The following is a 17388-nucleotide window of genomic DNA, read 5'->3' on the forward strand; positions in this document are numbered from 1 at the left end:
GCAGGCCCGACGCGGCGGGTTGACCAGAAAGGCCGGAGCCGCGTCGGCACTACTCATCAATGAGGCTGCGACGATCCCCATTGGGTCGGCACCTGGGTGGCCGGACCTTGCGCGACGTTGACGGTGGCGGTCATGCGATGACGCAGGGCCGTATAGGCCACCCCGTTGAACTGTCCCGGGGTCTTCTCCAGATGCACCACGTGCAGGATGTACTGGCCGTGCCACGGGAATTCGAAGTGCACCAGGCCGTCCTTGCCGGTCGTGGCCTCACGGGTCCAGGCATTGGGCGCGATGATGCGTACGTCCGTGCTGGCAAGCGGCGCGCCCTGGAACACCACGCGGTATTCGCCGCGCTTGCCGGTGGGCAGGATGTCGAGCGTCATGGCTTGTGCATCGGGCTGAACCGTCGCACCGATAAAGCGCGCATAGAACATGGGCTTGACGATGCCGATACCGGCGCGGGTCCAGTCCTTGACCTCGTAGGCAGCTTCGGTCGCCACGACGGCCGTGCCACGTGCCGGTGCCGCGAACGCGAATCCGCCAGCTTCGCGCTTGGCCTGGATGTCGCTTGCCTGGCCGGCGCTGTTCACGCTACGGATGACGGGCGCCGGCATCTCGTCGAGGCGGCCAGGCGAGCGCTCACGCAGCATCTCCTCGTACTCGCCAAAGTAGAGATGTCCGCCGGCCTTGTCCTGTTCCAGCCAGAGGTAGTGGGCTTGCGCCGCGGCTGGGGCCAGGACAGCCAGCACCAGGGCAAGGCGCGACAGAAAGGTGTGACGTTTCATGGTGTCCTCACTGGAAGCGATAACGGGCCGTCAGCATCGCGCTGCGCTTGTCGCCGGGCAGGGCGCCCGAGAACGTCGGCGAGACGTAGTAGGTCTTGTCGGTCAGGTTGCGCAGGTTCAGCGTCACGTCGAACTTCTTCTGGCGATAGTAGATCGCGGCATCGAGCACCACATACGACGGCACCTGGTACAGGTTCAGCGTATCGGCGTAGCTGTCGCCCTTGTAGGTCAGGCCCAGGCCCACGCCCCAGCCATGCAGCGCCTGCTGCTGGAAGTCGTAGGTGGTCCAGATGCGGCCGCCGGTGCGGGCCACGCCGGCCGGACGCGTGCCGGCGATGCTGCGGTTGTTCACGCCCATGATGGCGTTGGACGCCAGCGCGTTCGATTCGACTTCCACGTTCTGCAGCACGAAGTTGGCCAGGATGGTCCAGCCCGGCATCGGCAGGGCAGACAGCTCCAGTTCCACGCCACGGCTCTTGTCGCGGCCATCGGGCGTCGGGCTCAGTGCGCCCGGCAGCGTGATGTAGTAGTTCTTGCGCGTGGTTTCGAACAGCGACACATTCGTGTTCAGCTTGCCTTCCAGGAATTCGGCCTTGACGCCGATTTCCTTCTGCAGGGCCTTTTCGGGTTCGGTCGACAGCGCCGCCGGTTCCGTCGAAACGTTGATGAACTTGCTGGTCGAAACGCCCGCGTAGAACGACAGCGCGCGCGTGGGCTGCCAGACACCGCCGAGCGAGCCGGAGGTCAGGTTCTGGGTATCGCCGATCGAACGGAAGGCCGTGCCCTGCGTGCCGACGTCGCTGAACTTGACGTTATCGTTACGCACCGCGCCGCGCAGCTTGAAGTGCTCGCCAAAGGCCAGCTGGTCCTGCAGGTAGACGCCAAAGTCTTCCTGCTTGAGCACGCGGTTGAACCCCTGGGCGGGCACGGCCGGAATGCCGGCCAGCGTCGTTTCGGGGACGATCGGGGCGTTGATGTCGAGGATGTTGGGCAGGTTGTAGCCCGTGCGCACCGTGTTGATGTGGGTGTCCGAGTACTCCAGGCCGAACAGCACGGTGTGGTCGACCGGGCCGGTGCGGGTTTTCCAGACCAGCTCGTTCTGGGCCAGGATGAAGTGGCCGTCGTCGAGCTGGGTCCGTGCGTTGCGGCCCGTCATCTGGTTCTGCGCATTGCCGCCGTTGCCGCCGGCATTGCGGGTCATGTTGAGCGAGCGTTCGTCGTAGATGAACGCCGTCCGCATGGTCAGCGACGGGTCGAGGCGCCAGTCGTGGCTGACGGTGACGCGGTCGATGAGCTGGCGGGTGTCGTTGAACGGGCTGTAGTAGCGCGCGTCGCGCGGCGCGCCGGCGATCTTGCCCTGGTTGTTGAAGATGATGCCGTAGTTGTCCGGGACGATGTTGATGTCGCGGTGGTCGTAGTCGATCGACAGCGTCTTGTTGGTGTCGTAGGCCCAGCTGAACGACGGGGAGACTTCGCGGATGTCGCGGCCCAGGCCACGGTAGCCGTCGCTCTTCTCGTAGTCGGCGATCAGGCGGGTGCTGACCTGCGAGCTGACCGGTCCGCCCACGTCCACGTAGGTGCCCCAGGTGCCGAAGCTGCCGCCAAAGGCGCCAACCTCGGCGCTGAACTTCGACAGCGGCGGCTTGGTGACGATGTTCACCGTGCCGCCCGGCTGGCCGGACCCATAGAGCGCGGAGCCCGGGCCCTTGAGCACTTCGATGCGGTCCACGTCATACATCGTGCGGTAGTAGCCGTTCTGGCTCGGGCCATCGAGGTAGCCGTCGCGCAGGAAGCGCATGGCCAGGCCGCGGATCGTGTAGTTGTTGGCAAAGCCATAGCCACCGGCAAGCTGGGGCTGCACACCGGCCGAGTTCTGCAGGGCGTAATTCAGGTCGATCGCGCCCTGGTCCCGCAACACATCTTCCGGAATCACGGTGATGGCGGCTGGGATGTCGCGCAGCGGCGTATCGGTCTTGGTGCCGGTGGTGGTGCGCTCGTTCGGGTTGCCGGGCAGCGTCTTGCCGCCGGTGACGGTCACGGCCGGCAGCGTCTGCTCGGAAGGATTCGACTGGGCCAGTGCGGCGACGGGCAAGCCCGCGATCAGGGCAGACGCCAGGGTGGCGATGACAGTAGGGCGTGACGCGTGACCGCGATGGGCAGGACGGGACATTGAAGTAGGACGGTTGAGGTCGGAAATTCGGGTGCAACGGCGCGCGACGCGCCGGCATGCTGGCTGGTGGCCCGCTTCAATCAGCGCGGGGCAGTCAGAAGAAACCTAATGGGAATCATTCGCAGCAACAATCCGACAAGTGCACTTCCTGACCTTTGTCCCGTGGAAACCGACCATTTGCCGGGCGGATTCTGATGAACTTTTGCAACACGGGACATGTGTCCTGTATGACATAAGTGAAATAAAAGGCGCTTTTATTGTTGGCTGATCTCACAGAACCTCTTTCGTCTTAAGTGAGAATCAGTTACATTTTGGGCTGCCTTTGGGCGCCGACACGCACGGCGACGGGGCGCCAACGTCCCCAAGCTTGCGACAATGCCCACTAAACTTGCCTTCCTGCTGATCGTTTTTCCCGCATATCAGGCGTGGGATCTGTACCAGCTATTCCATAGCGGTGCCGACTTCCACGTGATCACGGAAGCCTTTGCGACATTGGCGTTTGTCGCCATTCTTTATGTCGTGATTCGGGAGCGCCGCCGTGCGGCAAGGGAATTCGCCAGTCTCAAGGCGTCGGCCGAGGCGGCCCAGCGGGCGGTGAGCGAGCGTGACGAGGCATCCAAGGAATCGACGCGGCATTTCCTGCAGTCGATGCAGCAACAGTTCGATGCCTGGAGGCTGACGCCTTCGGAAAAGGACGTGGCGCTGCTTCTGGTGAAGGGGCTTTCGCTCGAAGAGATTGCCCAGGCGCGCGAGTGCGGCGCCAAGACAGTCCGCCAGCATGCGGCCAATGTGTACGCAAAGGCGAAGCTCAATGGGCGCCACCAGCTGGCTGCCTATTTCCTGGAAGACCTGCTGGTAGCGCCGAGCCCTCAGCTTGCGCGCTGACTGAGCCGAACTGCTTACTTCCGGGCTGGCTGCGCCGCCCAATCGACCGTGGCGTCGAACAGCCGCATGCCTTCGGCTGACAGGTTGGTGAACGTCTCGTTACCCAGGAAGAACATCACGCGTCGTGCCGGCGCGATGGACTCGTAGTCCATGGTCGCCCCTCTCTCATAGGTGAAGACCGCCGCCTTGTCCGGCTGCCCGTAGAGCGTGGCGATCGTGCTCGCGCCGAGTCCCGGCTTTCCCCAGCTCATGCCGGCTTGCTTCTGATAGACGTTCACCACGCCCGGCGCCAGCCCTGCTGCGGCCGGGTGCGGGGCGTTCACAAGCCAGACGTAGCGCTTGCGCGCAGCCTCTCCGAAGTCGGTATCGTGCCGCTTGCCGGTCATTGCCAGATCGTCGAGGTAGTCGTTCTCCCACGTCACGATGGGAACGGCAAGCTGCCGCCATCCACCCTTCATCGACTTGGCCGATATCGTCGACGACAGGATCACGCAATCGACGTCCGCGACGGCATCGGGCGCGATGTCCTGGTTGAACAGCTCCACGCGATAGCCGCGTGACTCCAGATGTGCCTTGACCCGCTGGTCCACGACGGCGCTCGGTCCTCCCGCCTGGGTCACCAGCGCGATCTTGCGATCGGCGGCACTGGCGGGGGCGGCGCAGACCGCTGCCGCCGCAATCAGGGCCGCCAGGGTCCGGCGGCATGCTTGGGTTGGCTTGCGCATTGGTCAGAACTCGAACGTGGTGATCAGGGAAATCTGGCGGGCATCGCCCACGGCAACAAAGTACCGGTTGGCGCTGGACGGGTAGTACACGCGGTTGAAGAGGTTCTTCGCGTTGAGTTGGAATCGCACCTTCTGGCCGCTGATGCGCGTTTCGTACGTGGCAAATGCATCGAACAACGTATAAGCCGGCAGCGAGAAACTATTGGCCGAGTCGCCCGGCCGGTTGCCGACGTAGTGGACCATGCCGCCCAGCCGGAAGCGGTCGCCACCAAAGATCTGTCCGAAATCGTAGACGGCCGACAGCGACGCCGTGTGCTGCGCCACGTTCCACAGCCGGTTGCCGGCGTACAGCGGGTCCTCGGTCGTCTTGGCATCGATATAGGCGTAGCTCGCGATGACGTTCCAGCGTTGGCCAATCTGCCCGGACACGTCCAGCTCGGCACCGCGCGAGCGTGCCTTGCCGGAGGTGCGCCAGTCGGTCAGCTTCGTTACGTCGTTGTACTGCGAAACCAGTACGTTCTTCTTGTCGATGTTGAACAGTGCGAACGTGCCGGTCAGCCCGCCGATGAAGTCCAGCTTGGTGCCCAGTTCCCACGACTTGGCTTCTTCCGGCGCCACGGCGGAGTCGATGACCACGCCGGAACTCAGTGGCGCAATGGTAGACGTCGGCTTGAGCGACTCGGTGTAGCTGGCGTAGACCGATACGGCCGGCGTTGCCTTGTAGACGACGCCCGCCCGTGGCAGCCATTTGTTGCCCGAGATGTCGGTGTTGGTGACAAACGGTCGACCACGGCCCGCCACCTGGCTCCACGTCATATAGCGCACACCGCCCACCAGAATCCACTTGTCGGTCAGGTACAGGCTGTCCTGCAGGAACACCGAGGTGTTGTGCAGCGAATCGGTCTGGTCGCTGTCGCTGGCCGACACCGTCGTGGACGGTTTCTCCAGGCCATAGATCGGATTCAGGTAGCTGAACGTGCTCGTGGTGGCCTGGCGCAGCAGGTCCTTGCGGTAGATCAGCCGGTTTTCGCTGTCCATGCCGAGCTGGATGTTGTTGCGCATCCCACCCAGGTTGAGATTGCCGTCGACATACGCAATGCCGTAGCTGTCGGTGCTCAGCGCGCCGTGCGTGGCATCGTTGCTGCGGCTCAGCGTGCCATTGTTGGTATTCACGCCGTTCACGCGAAGCTGGCCCGCGTCGTAGATCTCGCGGTTGTAGCTGTAGCCGAAATGCCCCTTCCAGTCGCGGTTGAACTGATGATCGACCGAGAGCTGCGCGAGGTGCGATTCGCCGCCCATCTCGTTGAACGATTCGTCGAGCCGGCGTCGGCTGGGAATCGGCAGCGGCTCATTGGTGCGCGGGTCCAGCGCCGTGCCACGGTCGAACGGGTAGAGGAATTTCCGGTATTCGTACGACAGCACCGCCTGGGTGTCCTTGCCATACCACGCCACGGACGGCGCAATCAGCGTCTCGCGATGCACGCCGAAATTGCGCCAGTACTGTTCGTCCGTGTAGTCCGCCACCAGCCGGTAGGCAAGCGGCGTATCGCCAACCGCCCCGGTCGTGTCGATAGTCCCGCCGGCCCCGTTCTTGCCGTGGCCATAGGTGGAGCCGCGAAGCGACAGTTCCGTGTGCGGTTTCAGTTCAGGGACCTTGCTGACGACATTGACCACTCCGCCCGGGTCCATGATGCCGTAGAGCAGCGACGCGGGGCCTTTCACCACTTCCACGCTTTCGGCGTTGGCGTTGAACCCGCGGCCTTGCACCAGCGGCATGCCGTTATGCATGATCGAGCCGTCACGGTTGCCGCCGAAGCCGCGCTTCATGATGGTGTCCTGCGTGCCGGCCAGCGTATTGCCCTGGGTGATGCCGCTGACGTTGCCCAGCGCATCGTCCAGGTTGCGGGGCCGCTGGTCCTGCAGCACCTGCGCCGGCACGATGTTGACCACCTGCGGCGTGTCCTGCAGCGGCAGATCCGAGCGAAGGGTCGATGGGCTCGGCTGCGGGCGATAGTTATCGGGGGGCCGCGTGCCGCTTACCGTCACCTGTGGAAGGGTCGATTCTCCCGCCAGGAGTCCGGTTGCGGCCTGGGCAGTCGTTTCCCTGCGTACAAGAAGATAGCTCCCGTTGTCGCGCACGGCACCCAGGCCCGTGCCTTCCAGAAGCTTGTCCAGGCCGTCTTGCACGGTGTACTGGCCGCGCAGGCCGTTGGTGGTCAGGTTCGCCGTTTGCTCGGGAGTGAAGGCGAGCAGGATGCCCGATTCGCGGCCGAAACGGTTGAGCGCCGTTTGCAGGGAGCCGGCGGGAATGTCGTACGCGCGGGCGGCTGGCGCGACGTGCGGCGGGTTGCCTTGCGCGAAGGCCGGGACGGCGGCAAGTCCGAGGATCTGGACCGCTGCGGCAAGGACCGTGAGCGGAACGAGTTTCGGGGTACGACGGAAGCGGCTGGAAGAAGGACTGGAAGAGGGCATACGTGGATCTGACGGCATGGCGTGAGAGAAGGTCTCACTAGCTATGTCACGCGAGAATCCAGAACAGACCACCCAAATTGAAAAAACTTGGCCGGCCTCAACTCACCGGGGCGTCGCGCAGTTGGCGCAGATCCCCACCATGGCCAGGTCGACGTTGGCCGGCCGGAGGCCGTGGTCACGATAATGCTTCAGCAGAACATCCTCGAATTCGGCATCGAAGACCTCGTCGAGCGTGCCACACCGTATGCAATACAGGTGCCGATGGAACGACTGGTCCGCGAGTTCGTAGAACGTTTGCGTGCGATTGTTTTTCTCCTGCACCAGAACGCGCGCCAATATTCCGGCGCTTGCCAGTTCGTAAATTGCGTTCTTCAGGGTAGATAATCCGGACCGTTCGCCATTATCCAGCATGACGGCACAAAGCTGCTCTGCGCTCAGATGGCGTTTCGCGCTGCCGTGCAGCGCATTCAGAACCGCGATTTTGGCGGGAGTCTTCGCGATCCAGTTGTTTTCCAGCAGTCTGGACGACCACTGGCTGTCTTCGCTGGACATTGGGTAAATCATGGCTCCCATATGTTCGAGCGGGATTTAACAATCCCAATAATGGTCCCTCGGTCAAGATTCGAATCGCGTCCTTCGACGGCGCTTTGGACGGCGCTTTGGACGGCAGCGGCGATTCGGGCGGCAGTCTAGGGTAGGGCCGGGCTGGAATGCTGCACAAGATGCATTCCGCCCGATTGGGACATTTGTACCGGGGCCTTTGTACCTTTGTACCGTGAGGATCGGGGCGATTGGCGCGGCGATTACCGCGCGGGAACTGCATGCGCGGCACGGCTCGCACGGCAAATGGCCCTCAGGAGGCGGGTCTCTTACGGTAAAATCCCGAGAATGATTCGTATTTCGCCCCGAAGGTAGCCCCAAACAGCATGGACTTGCGTTCGAGCATCCTGGTCGTCGATGACCACATCAACATACGTGATCCTCTTGCCGCCTATCTGCGCCGTTTCGATTTCGATGTCGAAACCGTGGGTGACGGCAAAGCCATGCGTCAACGACTGGAAGAGCGCCGCTTCAGTCTGATCGTGCTGGACGTGATGCTGCCTGGCGAAGATGGGTTGTCGCTATGCCGTTATGTGGCCGAGCACGTGGGTACACCGGTCATTCTGCTTACGGCGGTTACGGAACAGGCAGACCGAATCATCGGGCTGGAAATTGGGGCGTCCGACTATGTCGTGAAGCCTTTCGATCCGCGCGAACTGGTAGCGCGAATTCGCAGTGTGCTGCGGCGCAATCGAATCATCGAACCGGTGGAAACCACGCCGGCACCTTCGCCCGCGCAAACGGAATATCAATTTACATTCAGCGGCTGGACGTTTAATACCCGGTCGAGGGAATTGCGTAATCCATGCAATGAGGACGTTCCGCTCAGTACGGCGGAGTTTCACCTGCTGCGCGCCCTGGTGGAGAACTCGAACCGAGTCATGAGCCGCAGCCGGATTCTCGACCTGACGCAACGGTCTGAGACGGTGACGTTCGACCGCAGCATCGATAGCCAGATCAGCCGGCTGCGCAAGAAGCTGGAGCCGGACCCCCGCCGCCCGGAGATGCTGAAGACCGTCCGCGGCGACGGCTACCTGCTGACCAGCAAAGTCATGGTCGCGCCGGCATGAAATGGTTTCCGCGCAGTCTGTCCGGGCAACTGATCGCCCTGTGGCTCCTGGCGTTGCTGGCCGCCCACGTGATCGCCGTCGTGGCGATGTCCTGGTGGCGCGCGGACAACGCCACCATCCATCCCTTGTCGATTCGTACCATCGAGACGCGGGTGCTCTCTGCCTATCGCGTTGCGGAGCGGTCGTCGGAAGCCCCGGAAGTCCTCAAGGACATCAGCCTGCCCGACTCGATCTTCCGGCTGGCGTCCAATCCGTCGGCCAGGTCATCGGAGACCGACGAGAAGGAGGCGGCGATTGCCGGGCGCATTCAGTCATTGCTCCGCGTGCCTCAGGGGACGCCGGTGTACGTGCGACTGCAACAGGCGGAGCCGGAGCCGAACATCCACCGGAACGCCAACTGGCTTGAGCAAGCGTTCAAGGGCGCGCAAGCCTGGGCGTTGGACATCGAGGTCCGGCTGCCGAATGGCCAATGGCTGCTGAGCCGGCACTGGCCGACCATGATGCCCGCGCACTGGTCGCGTGTGCTGAGCTTTTCCCTGATCGTCGGCATCTTGCCGACCGCCCTCATTGCCTTGCTATTTGGCCGCCGGATCATGCGCCCGCTCAGGATCCTCACCGCGGCGTCCAGGCGCGTGAGTCGCGGCGAGCAGGTCATCTTGCCGACGCCGGATGGACTGAGCGGCGTGCGCGAGATCACGAAAGCGTTCAACGACATGCAGGCCAGCCTGACGCGCTTCGTGAATGGCCGGACGCAGATGATTGCCGCGCTTGGGCACGACCTCCGTACCCCGTTGACATCCCTGCGGATTCGCACCGAATTCATTGAAGACGACGAACTGCGCCGCGCGATGGTCCAGACGCTCGATGAAATGAACGTTATGGTCGAGGAAACGCTGAAGTTTGCGCGAGACGACGCCATGCAGGAGCCAACGCAGAACGTGAATTTCGGCGAACTCGTCCAGGAACTGGTCGGCTTGCAGGTTCTCCAGGGGCGGCAGGTCAAGCTCACGACCGCCGTGGACCCGGCGACGTCCTACCGTTGCCGGCCGGTTCACCTGAAACGCGGGATCCACAACATCATCGAGAACGCCACGCGCTACGGCGATGTCTGTATCGAAGTGCTGACCGATGCCGTCCAAAAGACACTACGCGTGGTGATTGAGGACAACGGACCGGGCATCGATCCCGATCAGCTCGAACGGGTTTTCGAGCCCTTTGCGCGGCTGGACGCGTCCCGCAGTACCAATACAGGCGGGCTGGGCCTGGGTCTGGCCATCGCCCGGTCGTCCATCCGTGCGCACGGCGGAGACGTCACGCTCCACAACCGCGAAACCGGTGGGCTGCGGGCAGTGATCGAGCTGCCAGCCTGAGCGCTGGGGCAGTTGCAACAATTCGCCACAATTCAACAAACGCGTACAACATCAAATAGTAATCATTTGTATTTTGACGGGTGCTGATGCCGCCTTAACGGCCGCGTCGATATGCAATGCAGGCCTCTTTGACGGGGAGGGTGTCATTTGTCCAGCGGAAGGCTCGGCTCGCGTCATGTCCGAAAGTCCTTTCCCTGGAGTTCTCCGTGCAGCAAAGAAAAATAGCAAACGCCATCCGCCTGCTGGTCTCGGGCGCGTCGGCCGGTCTCGTCCTGTTCCCGCTCGCCGCGCATGCGCAGGTGGCCGCCGATGCCACCGCCGGCGCTGCCCAGCGCAGCAACATGCTGCCGCAGGTGACCGTCAGTGGCCGTGGCATCGAGAACACCAACGACGCACCCACCGGCATCTCGCGCCTGCCCGAGACCGTCAAGGAAACGCCCAAGACGATCAACGTCGTGCCGAAGGAAGTCATCGAGCAACAGCACGCCACGTCGCTGGAGCAGATCCTCAAGAACGTGCCGGGCATCACGATTTCCACCGGCGAAGGCAACGGCGGCCAGAATGGCGACCAGTTCCGGATCCGGGGCCTGTCGGCCAAGGGCGATATCTATGTCGATGGCCTGCGCGATTTCGGCGCCTACAAGCGCGACGCGTTCAATACGGAAAGCGTCGAGGTCATCAAGGGACCTTCCGGTGAAAGCTTCGGCGTGGGCAATGTTGGCGGCCTGATCAACCAGACCACCAAGAAGGCCAACCTCCATACCAGCACGAGCATCGACCAGGGCATTGCCTCGGACGCGACCTATCGCACTACGCTGGACAGCAACATCAAGCTGAACGACACCAGCGCGCTGCGTATCAACGGCATGTTCCAGAACGGCCGCGTTGCCGACCGTGACCACGTCGACGACGATCGTCGTGGCGTTGCCATCGATTTCGGTACTGGTCTCGGTACCAGCACGGAATGGCATCTGAACTACTCGTACCTGCACCGCAGCGGCGCGCCTGACTATGGCGTGCCGGTTGCCGCCGGCTCCGATGGCATCTATCGGCCGCTCACGCAGTACGGCGTGCCGGGCATTTCCTCGTCCACGTCGTATGTCCGCAATACGGACCGCGATACGACCGACGCCCACATCGTCTCGTCGAACTTCGTCAAGCGGCTGGACAATGGCATCACCATCAGCAACGACACGCGTTTCAGCTTCTACGAGCGCGATTTCTCGTCGACCAATCCGGCCGCGCTGACCTACGCCAACCTCCAGACGCTGCTGAGCGGCCGCAATGTGCCGCTGTCCTACGGCGCCGGTGGCGGCACGACCTACCTGCAACGCGGCTGGGGCGTCCAGAACGTGCTGAGCGCGAAGGGCGAGTTCATGACCGGCAGCGTTCGCCACAAGGCCATGGTGGGGCTGGATACCATGTACCAGCGCGACCATCGCGACCAGGGCACCTGGACCGGGCGCAACAACAACCAGACCGTGGTCAACCCGGTCTTCTACAACAGCCCGAACGCGACCGTTGCCTATAACAGCACGCGCGATGCCAATGCCACCGACATCGGTGTGTTCATGAGCGACCGCGTGTACCTGAACGACCAGTTCTCGCTGCTGGGCAGCCTGCGCTGGGACTACTTCCGCAGCGAGTACTCCACGAGTGCATCGTCGCTGGGTGGCACTGCCGATTCCAAGAAGCTGAGCCCGGCCATCAGCGCGATCTGGGAACCGACCAAGGACTACATGTTCTACACGTCGTTCTCGCGCACCTATCGTCCGGTGGGCACCGACATCGCCGTGGCAGTGGGTGGCGTGGGCAGCGAAGTGCCGCAGAACGGCGTCAGCAACGAACCGGAACGCGCGGATACCATCGAAGTCGGCACCAAGCTCGATTTCCTGGACAAGCGCCTCGGTGTGACCGGTGCCCTGTTCCAGACGAAGAAGTACAACGCCTACACGGTGGATCCCAACACCGGCGATATCACGAACGGCTTCTCCGATTCGGGCGAAGGCCGTCGTATTCGCGGTCTGGAACTGGGCCTGAGCGGCCGTATCGTCGGCGGCTGGACCGCGAACTTTGCCTATGCGTACCTCAATGGCGAAGTCACGTCGGCCACCACCGCATCGACGGTGGGCAATACCGCCCCGGGCGTGTCGAAGCACAACTTCACGCTGTGGACGGCCTATGACATCCCCCATACGCTGCTGCCGGTACCTGGCCAGCTGACCATTGGCGGCGGTCTGCAATACGCCACGGGCTACTGGGCGGATTCCGCGAACACGACGAAGATGCCGGACAACTTCTCGCTGGACGCGATGATCTCGTACCGCCAGGGCAAGTACCGCATCTCGCTGAACGGGTACAACCTGACGAACCACCTGAACTACCAGTCGTCGTTTGGCGCCGTGCGCGCCGTGCCGACCTCGCGTCGCACCGTGCTGCTGAACGTTGGCATGACGTTCTAAGCGCGCCCAAGGGGGCGCGGAGAGCCGCTATCATAGGCATTCCTCGCGCCCCCGCCACCCCCGAAGTCCCATGCTCGTACAGATTCCCAACGTCCTCACGCCTGAAGAGATCCGCCATTGCCGGGAGCGCCTGGAGCGGTCGCCTTGGGTTGACGGACGCGTCACGGCGGGCGATCTCGCCGCCAAATCGAAACACAATCTCCAGCTTCCTGTAGACAGCGCCGAGGCACGCGAACTGGGCGAACTCGTCCTGAACGCGCTGGGCCGCAACCCGACCTATCACTCCGCCGCGTTGCCACTGCGGGTGCTGCCGCCGATGTTCAATCGCTACGACACCGCGATGACCTTTGGCAGCCATGTGGACAATGCGATTCGAACCGTGCCCGGTTCCGGTGGCATGCGCATCCGGGCCGATGTCTCCAGCACGCTGTTCCTGTCCGACCCCGACGAGTACGAAGGCGGCGAGCTGGTCATCAAGGATCTCTACGGCTCTCACACGGTCAAGCTGCCGGCCGGGCACATGGTAGTGTATCCGGCGTCGTCGCTGCACGCGGTGACACCGGTCACGGCGGGCGCGCGCTGGGCGTCGTTCTTCTGGGCGCAGTCGATGGTCAAGGATGACGGTCAGCGCAGCATGCTGTACGACCTGGACCTCGCGATCATCGATATTCGCCAGCGCCTCGGCGACGAGCAGGAGTCCGTGCTCGCGCTGGTCAATCACTATCACAATCTGCTGCGGCGCTGGGCGGAGCTGTGACGACCATGCATATCCCGCCGGATACCGTCTCGCTCGGCGACTACGAGCGTCGCTTCCACGAACGGGTAGACCCGGCCATCCAGGCCTATATCGCCGGCGCCGCCGCCGACGGCGTAACGCAGCGCGATAACCGGCTTGCCTTTGACAGGGTCCGGTTGATGCCGAGTGCATTTGCCGACTTTGCCGGCGCATCCACGCGCTCGGTCCTGTTTGGCGAGGTCCTGGAATCCCCGATCCTGATCGCGCCCACCGCCTATCACAAGCTGGTTCACCCGGCCGGCGAAATCGCGACCGCACAAGCCGCATCGCTAACGCGTACGTGGATGACGGTGAGCACGCAGGCCAGTGTTGCCATGGAGGAGGTGGCGCGCGCGTCCAGTGCGCCGCTGTGGTTCCAGTTGTATTGCCAGCCGCGCTGGGAGGATACGCTGACCCTGGTCGGCAGGGCGGAAGACGCCGGATACAAGGCTTTGGTGCTAACCATCGACGCGGTGGTCAGTGGCATCCGCAACATCGAGCAGCGCGCCGGATTCCGCCTCCCCGCCGATGTGCGAGCCGTCAATCTCGATGGCTTTCCACCGACGCCACCGGTCAACGCCAGCAATGGCAGCCCGGTGTTCAAGGGCATGCTCGACAACGCCCCGACCTGGGCGACCGTGCAGGCGCTGTGCCGGCAGACCCGTCTTCCGGTCATCCTGAAGGGTTTGCTGAATCCGGCCGATGTCAGCAGGGCGCTGCAATGCGGCGTGGCCGGCATCATCGTGTCGAATCACGGCGGACGCACGCTCGACACCGTACCGGCGACGCTCGATTGCCTGCCGGGTATCGTCGAGGCGGTCGATGCCGCCGTGCCCGTCTTGCTCGATGGCGGCATCCGCCGCGGCACGGACGTCGTGAAGGCCATCGCTCTTGGCGCGTCGGCCGTGCTGCTGGGCCAGCCGGTGCTGCATGCGCTGTCGGTAGGTGGCATGCCCGGGGTTGCCCATATGCTCACGTTGCTGCAGACCGAGCTTGAGGTGGCGATGGCGCTGCTGGGGTGTCCCACGCTTGATGCGATCGACCGTTCCAGGATCTGGGTACCCTTGAACGGCGCATGAGTTGGCGTGTGAGGGGCGCCGCCATTCAGGCGCAGCTTGGCGGCGGCGCGCGCAGTACGGCGGGATCTTGCTGGTTTTCGAGCCAGACCCTGGCGGCGTGCGGTCTGCCTGCTTTCAGATAGGCCGCGAGCAGCGTCAGGCCAACCAGGTCCCGCTGGGCACGACTACCGCCGATGCGAACGGCCAGAGGCCAAGCCGCCTCCAGCGCGTGGATCGCGCCATCCCACTCTTGAGCCGCATACGCGGCAAAGCCCTCGGTGATCCGCGTCACGACGCTTCCCGGCGGATAGCTCTCTGCGTCCAGCCGGGTTTGAATCTCGGCCAGCCGGTCCTGCAGCGATGCGGTGTCTTCCGCAACGACACAGGCGATGAGCGCGTGGGTGTCCGCATAGCCGAGCCCGGCTTTCGGATAGCACTTCAGCGCGTAGGCGTGAAGCTCGCGCCAGGCATCCTCGTCGCGTTGCGCGCCGGCCAATTCCAATCGCCACAGCAACGACACGCTATCCGTCACCACGTTGATGGGCGGGCCCCAGGCCCCGTGCGGACAAACGCTGCTGCGATAGGCATCCCACGCACGATCGAACTTGCCAAGCGCCAACGCGGCCAGCGCCACGTGCCATGAGAGATGGCAATGCGTGAGGCTGCGCGGATCGTGCATCGGCATCCAGCCGTCTAGAAATTCGAGAATCGATGTCTGCTCGTCTCGCTCGTACATGACATGAGCACGAAAATGCGCGGCATGCGCATGCTGAGGGTTTGCCGCCAGCGCACGTTCCAGCAGGTCCTCTGCTTCATCCAGCCGGGCGGTCTCGCAGGCGGCAAAGCCGAGCACCGCATCGAACCACCAGTCGGGGCCGTAGGCCGGTGCAAGCGACGTCAGGTACTGGTAGAGATTCTCTTCGCGTGCCTGATCGCCGCTGAAACCGTAGAGGCCGAACACGCTGGTGGCCGGGGCCAGCACCATGCCATCGCGCGGCCAGGTGGCCAGATGCTCGTGCATCGCCTGCATCGCGTCCTTGGGTTTGGCTTCGATGCCGAGTGCCAGAACGTTGACGTGGCTGCGTTCGCGCGCCGTATGGTGCGCGACCTGCTCGCGCGCCGCCGCCGCAAGTTCGCGGCCGGCCGCGAATTCACCATCGAGAAAGCGGCCCCTGGCCAGCGCGATCGTAGCCAGTGCAAAAGCCGGGTCGTGGCGTAGCGCTTCCGCCAGGTGTTCCCGATAGCCGACCACACCCGCCATCACACTGTCTGCCCCGGCAACGTACGCGTCGCGCGCCGGCGCCGATGTGGTGGAAAGACTCAAGCCAAAGCGATCGGCGAGCATGGTTGGCTCCTCGGCGTCGTCGATGTCGACTGCCATGGGAGCCAGTCTATGCAGCGCCGCTGCAAGTTCAAACCGCTCTTTACCGGGGGCAGTGCCGCCATGTCCCGGCAGATCGCGGGATGGGGCGAGAAAGAAACAAATCTACGGGGGACGACGCGTCGCCGGCCAGGCTACCGGGCATGCAGCCGGTCGAGCCGCAGTCTGTGGCGATCATCGGTGAGTCGCCAAAGGCCCAGCCACGCAGCCAGTACGACGGCGAGGATCGAGCCGCCGGACAACAGGAACATCAGCAGAATCTGGTAGCGCGCCGCCTCGATGGGGTCCATGCCGGCCAGGATCTGGCCGGTCATGATGCCCGGCAGCGTGATGATGCCGGCCGCGGCCATCGTATTGATCGTCGGTAGCAGGCCACTGCGCACGGCTTGTCGAAGAATCGGCCGCAGTGCGGTCTGGCGGTCGGCACCCAGCGCAAGTCTGGCTTCGATAGCCTGGCGTTGATGCCACGCCGCGTTGAAGGTGGCCTGTAGTGTCAGGCTGGCGGCGTTCATCGCATTGCCCAGGATGATGCCGGCCAACGGAATCGCGTGTCTGGCGTCGTACCACGGCGACGGGCGCAAGGCAGTTACCAGGGCCAGTATGGTGACGACGATGGTCGGCACGCTGACCGTGGCCAATCCCACGATAAATTGCCAGCGGCTATCCAGGCGCCGCTCCTGCCGGCTTCCCGCTTCGCGTGCCGCCGCGACGATCATCGCCAGAACCAGCGCAAACGTGAGCCATGGCGAAGCAATCGAAAATACCGCGCGCAGCACGAAGCCGACGAGCAACAGTTGCACGACCATGCGGATCGCCGAGATCAGCAAGGTGCGATGTATGCCCAGTGACAAGGCCAGCGAGAGGGCGGCCCCGGCCACGATCAGGAGGCTGGCCATGACCAGGTCGCCAGTGGTGAGCAGGATCGGGTTCATGCGCAGAGCACCTCCAGGCCGTTGGCGCACAGGTGCAGGTGTTTGCCTTGCAGGCGGGCAATCTGCTGGGGATTGTGCGTGACGACCAGCAGCCCGGTGCCCTCGGCCATCAGGTCCTTCAGCAGCGCTTCCACGGCGAGCGTGGAGTCCAGGTCCAGTCCGGAGGTCGGTTCATCGAGCAGGAGAAAGCGCGGGCCGAGGACGATCGCGCGCAGCAACGCCAGCCGTTGCCGCTCGCCGGTCGACAGATGGGTGACCTGCGCGTCGAGGATATCGCCGCGCAGATGCAGCCTTTCCAGCAGTGAGCCGAGCTGTGATTCCAGCTGCGAACTGCCACGGACGTCGAAATGGCTCCGCACGTCGTCGGCCCACCAGCCGGATTCGGCGGCCACGTACACCACCTCGCGGCGCCAGGCTGGGCCGCTCAGGCTTTCGCGCGGGCTCTTGCCGATGCGAACCTCACCCGTGTTCGGGATGAGATCCGCGATCATCCGCAGTATCAGGCTCTTGCCCGTGCCCGACGCGCCGGACAGGATCGTGCACGCTCCAACGGCAACGTCGAAGTCGAGCGGGCCGCGACCGTGGCCAACCAACTGGCGGATATGGAGGTGGCCGTCCATGCGACGCGAGAAAGCTGTGGGAAGGGCGTAAAGGATACCTGCGTTGTCTTAAGCGTGGATTATCCCGTCACCCTTCAGTCACA

The 17388-nt window shown here is 63.7% G+C and carries 14 protein-coding genes; 6 read left to right on the forward strand and 8 right to left on the reverse strand.

The window, feature by feature from the left end:
* Positions 1-56 precede the first annotated feature (56 nt).
* Both MFF62_RS28235 and MFF62_RS28240 read right to left on the reverse strand, forming a co-directional pair.
* Positions 57-785, reverse strand: coding sequence for a DUF4198 domain-containing protein (locus MFF62_RS28235; protein ID WP_238266827.1), 729 nt, complete (start codon positions 783-785; stop codon positions 57-59).
* A 7-nt stretch (positions 786-792) separates the two neighbouring features.
* Positions 793-2955: a TonB-dependent receptor gene (locus MFF62_RS28240; RefSeq protein ID WP_238266828.1), complete on the reverse strand. Its 2163-nt coding sequence runs from the start codon at positions 2953-2955 to the stop codon at positions 793-795.
* 375 nt (positions 2956-3330) lie between these two features.
* On the opposite strand from MFF62_RS28240, the gene MFF62_RS28245 reads away from it, so the two are divergent.
* Positions 3331-3840, forward strand: a complete 510-nt coding sequence (locus MFF62_RS28245) for a response regulator transcription factor (protein WP_238266830.1) — start codon at positions 3331-3333, stop codon at positions 3838-3840.
* A 14-nt stretch (positions 3841-3854) separates the two neighbouring features.
* On the opposite strand, the gene MFF62_RS28250 is transcribed toward MFF62_RS28245, so the two are convergent.
* From MFF62_RS28250 to MFF62_RS28260, 3 genes are all read right to left on the reverse strand, one after another.
* A complete protein-coding gene (locus MFF62_RS28250) occupies positions 3855-4565 on the reverse strand; it encodes a hypothetical protein (RefSeq protein ID WP_238266832.1) in 711 nt (236 codons plus the stop codon).
* Between the two features lie 3 nt (positions 4566-4568).
* Positions 4569-7037, reverse strand: a complete 2469-nt coding sequence (locus tag MFF62_RS28255; protein ID WP_238266833.1) for a TonB-dependent siderophore receptor — start codon at positions 7035-7037, stop codon at positions 4569-4571.
* 102 nt (positions 7038-7139) lie between these two features.
* Positions 7140-7589, reverse strand: coding sequence for a Fur family transcriptional regulator (locus MFF62_RS28260; RefSeq protein ID WP_238266835.1), 450 nt, complete (start codon positions 7587-7589; stop codon positions 7140-7142).
* 374 nt (positions 7590-7963) lie between these two features.
* Here MFF62_RS28260 and MFF62_RS28265 point away from each other — a divergent pair, with 374 nt between their 5' ends.
* The 5 genes from MFF62_RS28265 (at position 7964) to MFF62_RS28285 (ending at position 14393) form a co-directional block, all read left to right on the forward strand.
* Entirely contained in the window at positions 7964-8707 is a 744-nt protein-coding gene (locus tag MFF62_RS28265) for a response regulator (RefSeq protein ID WP_238266841.1), read from the forward strand.
* Positions 8704-10077, forward strand: coding sequence for an ATP-binding protein (locus MFF62_RS28270; protein WP_238266850.1), 1374 nt, complete (start codon positions 8704-8706; stop codon positions 10075-10077). The genes MFF62_RS28265 and MFF62_RS28270 overlap by 4 nt, the downstream gene beginning before the upstream one ends.
* A 206-nt stretch (positions 10078-10283) precedes the next feature.
* On the forward strand, positions 10284-12539 hold the full coding sequence (locus MFF62_RS28275) for a TonB-dependent receptor (RefSeq protein ID WP_238266852.1): 2256 nt from the start codon (positions 10284-10286) through the stop codon (positions 12537-12539).
* Positions 12540-12609: 70 nt separating this feature from the next.
* Positions 12610-13296, forward strand: coding sequence for a Fe2+-dependent dioxygenase (locus tag MFF62_RS28280; RefSeq protein ID WP_238266854.1), 687 nt, complete (start codon positions 12610-12612; stop codon positions 13294-13296).
* Between the two features lie 5 nt (positions 13297-13301).
* Positions 13302-14393 carry an alpha-hydroxy acid oxidase gene (locus tag MFF62_RS28285; protein WP_238266855.1) on the forward strand — a complete coding sequence of 364 codons (1092 nt, stop codon included), beginning with the start codon at positions 13302-13304 and terminating at the stop codon, positions 14391-14393.
* 25 nt (positions 14394-14418) lie between these two features.
* Here MFF62_RS28285 and MFF62_RS28290 read toward each other — a convergent pair whose 3' ends face one another.
* The 3 genes from MFF62_RS28290 to MFF62_RS28300 form a co-directional block, all read right to left on the reverse strand.
* Positions 14419-15753, reverse strand: coding sequence for a tetratricopeptide repeat protein (locus tag MFF62_RS28290; RefSeq protein ID WP_238266856.1), 1335 nt, complete (start codon positions 15751-15753; stop codon positions 14419-14421).
* Between the two features lie 134 nt (positions 15754-15887).
* Positions 15888-16685 carry an ABC transporter permease gene (locus MFF62_RS28295; protein WP_238266866.1) on the reverse strand — a complete coding sequence of 266 codons (798 nt, stop codon included), beginning with the start codon at positions 16683-16685 and terminating at the stop codon, positions 15888-15890.
* Positions 16682-17305, reverse strand: coding sequence for an ABC transporter ATP-binding protein (locus MFF62_RS28300; RefSeq protein WP_238266867.1), 624 nt, complete (start codon positions 17303-17305; stop codon positions 16682-16684). The genes MFF62_RS28295 and MFF62_RS28300 overlap by 4 nt, the downstream gene beginning before the upstream one ends.
* Between the last annotated feature and the right edge of the window lie 83 nt (positions 17306-17388).

The organism is Cupriavidus pauculus (assembly GCF_022179805.1).
Lineage (GTDB): Bacteria > Pseudomonadota > Gammaproteobacteria > Burkholderiales > Burkholderiaceae > Cupriavidus > Cupriavidus pauculus_E.

What these genes read in the sequence shown, in the direction of transcription:
- MFF62_RS28235 (WP_238266827.1), bottom strand. Translation starts at nt 785, where the DNA reads ATGAAACGTCACACCTTTCTGTCGCGCCTTGCCCTGGTGCTGGCTGTC.
- MFF62_RS28240 (WP_238266828.1), bottom strand. Translation starts at nt 2,955, where the DNA reads ATGTCCCGTCCTGCCCATCGCGGTCACGCGTCACGCCCTACTGTCATC.
- MFF62_RS28245 (WP_238266830.1), top strand. Translation starts at nt 3,331, where the DNA reads ATGCCCACTAAACTTGCCTTCCTGCTGATCGTTTTTCCCGCATATCAG.
- MFF62_RS28250 (WP_238266832.1), bottom strand. Translation starts at nt 4,565, where the DNA reads ATGCGCAAGCCAACCCAAGCATGCCGCCGGACCCTGGCGGCCCTGATT.
- MFF62_RS28255 (WP_238266833.1), bottom strand. Translation starts at nt 7,037, where the DNA reads ATGCCCTCTTCCAGTCCTTCTTCCAGCCGCTTCCGTCGTACCCCGAAA.
- MFF62_RS28260 (WP_238266835.1), bottom strand. Translation starts at nt 7,589, where the DNA reads ATGTCCAGCGAAGACAGCCAGTGGTCGTCCAGACTGCTGGAAAACAAC.
- MFF62_RS28265 (WP_238266841.1), top strand. Translation starts at nt 7,964, where the DNA reads ATGGACTTGCGTTCGAGCATCCTGGTCGTCGATGACCACATCAACATA.
- MFF62_RS28270 (WP_238266850.1), top strand. Translation starts at nt 8,704, where the DNA reads ATGAAATGGTTTCCGCGCAGTCTGTCCGGGCAACTGATCGCCCTGTGG.
- MFF62_RS28280 (WP_238266854.1), top strand. Translation starts at nt 12,610, where the DNA reads ATGCTCGTACAGATTCCCAACGTCCTCACGCCTGAAGAGATCCGCCAT.
- MFF62_RS28285 (WP_238266855.1), top strand. Translation starts at nt 13,302, where the DNA reads ATGCATATCCCGCCGGATACCGTCTCGCTCGGCGACTACGAGCGTCGC.
- MFF62_RS28290 (WP_238266856.1), bottom strand. Translation starts at nt 15,753, where the DNA reads ATGGCAGTCGACATCGACGACGCCGAGGAGCCAACCATGCTCGCCGAT.
- MFF62_RS28295 (WP_238266866.1), bottom strand. Translation starts at nt 16,685, where the DNA reads ATGAACCCGATCCTGCTCACCACTGGCGACCTGGTCATGGCCAGCCTC.
- MFF62_RS28300 (WP_238266867.1), bottom strand. Translation starts at nt 17,305, where the DNA reads ATGGACGGCCACCTCCATATCCGCCAGTTGGTTGGCCACGGTCGCGGC.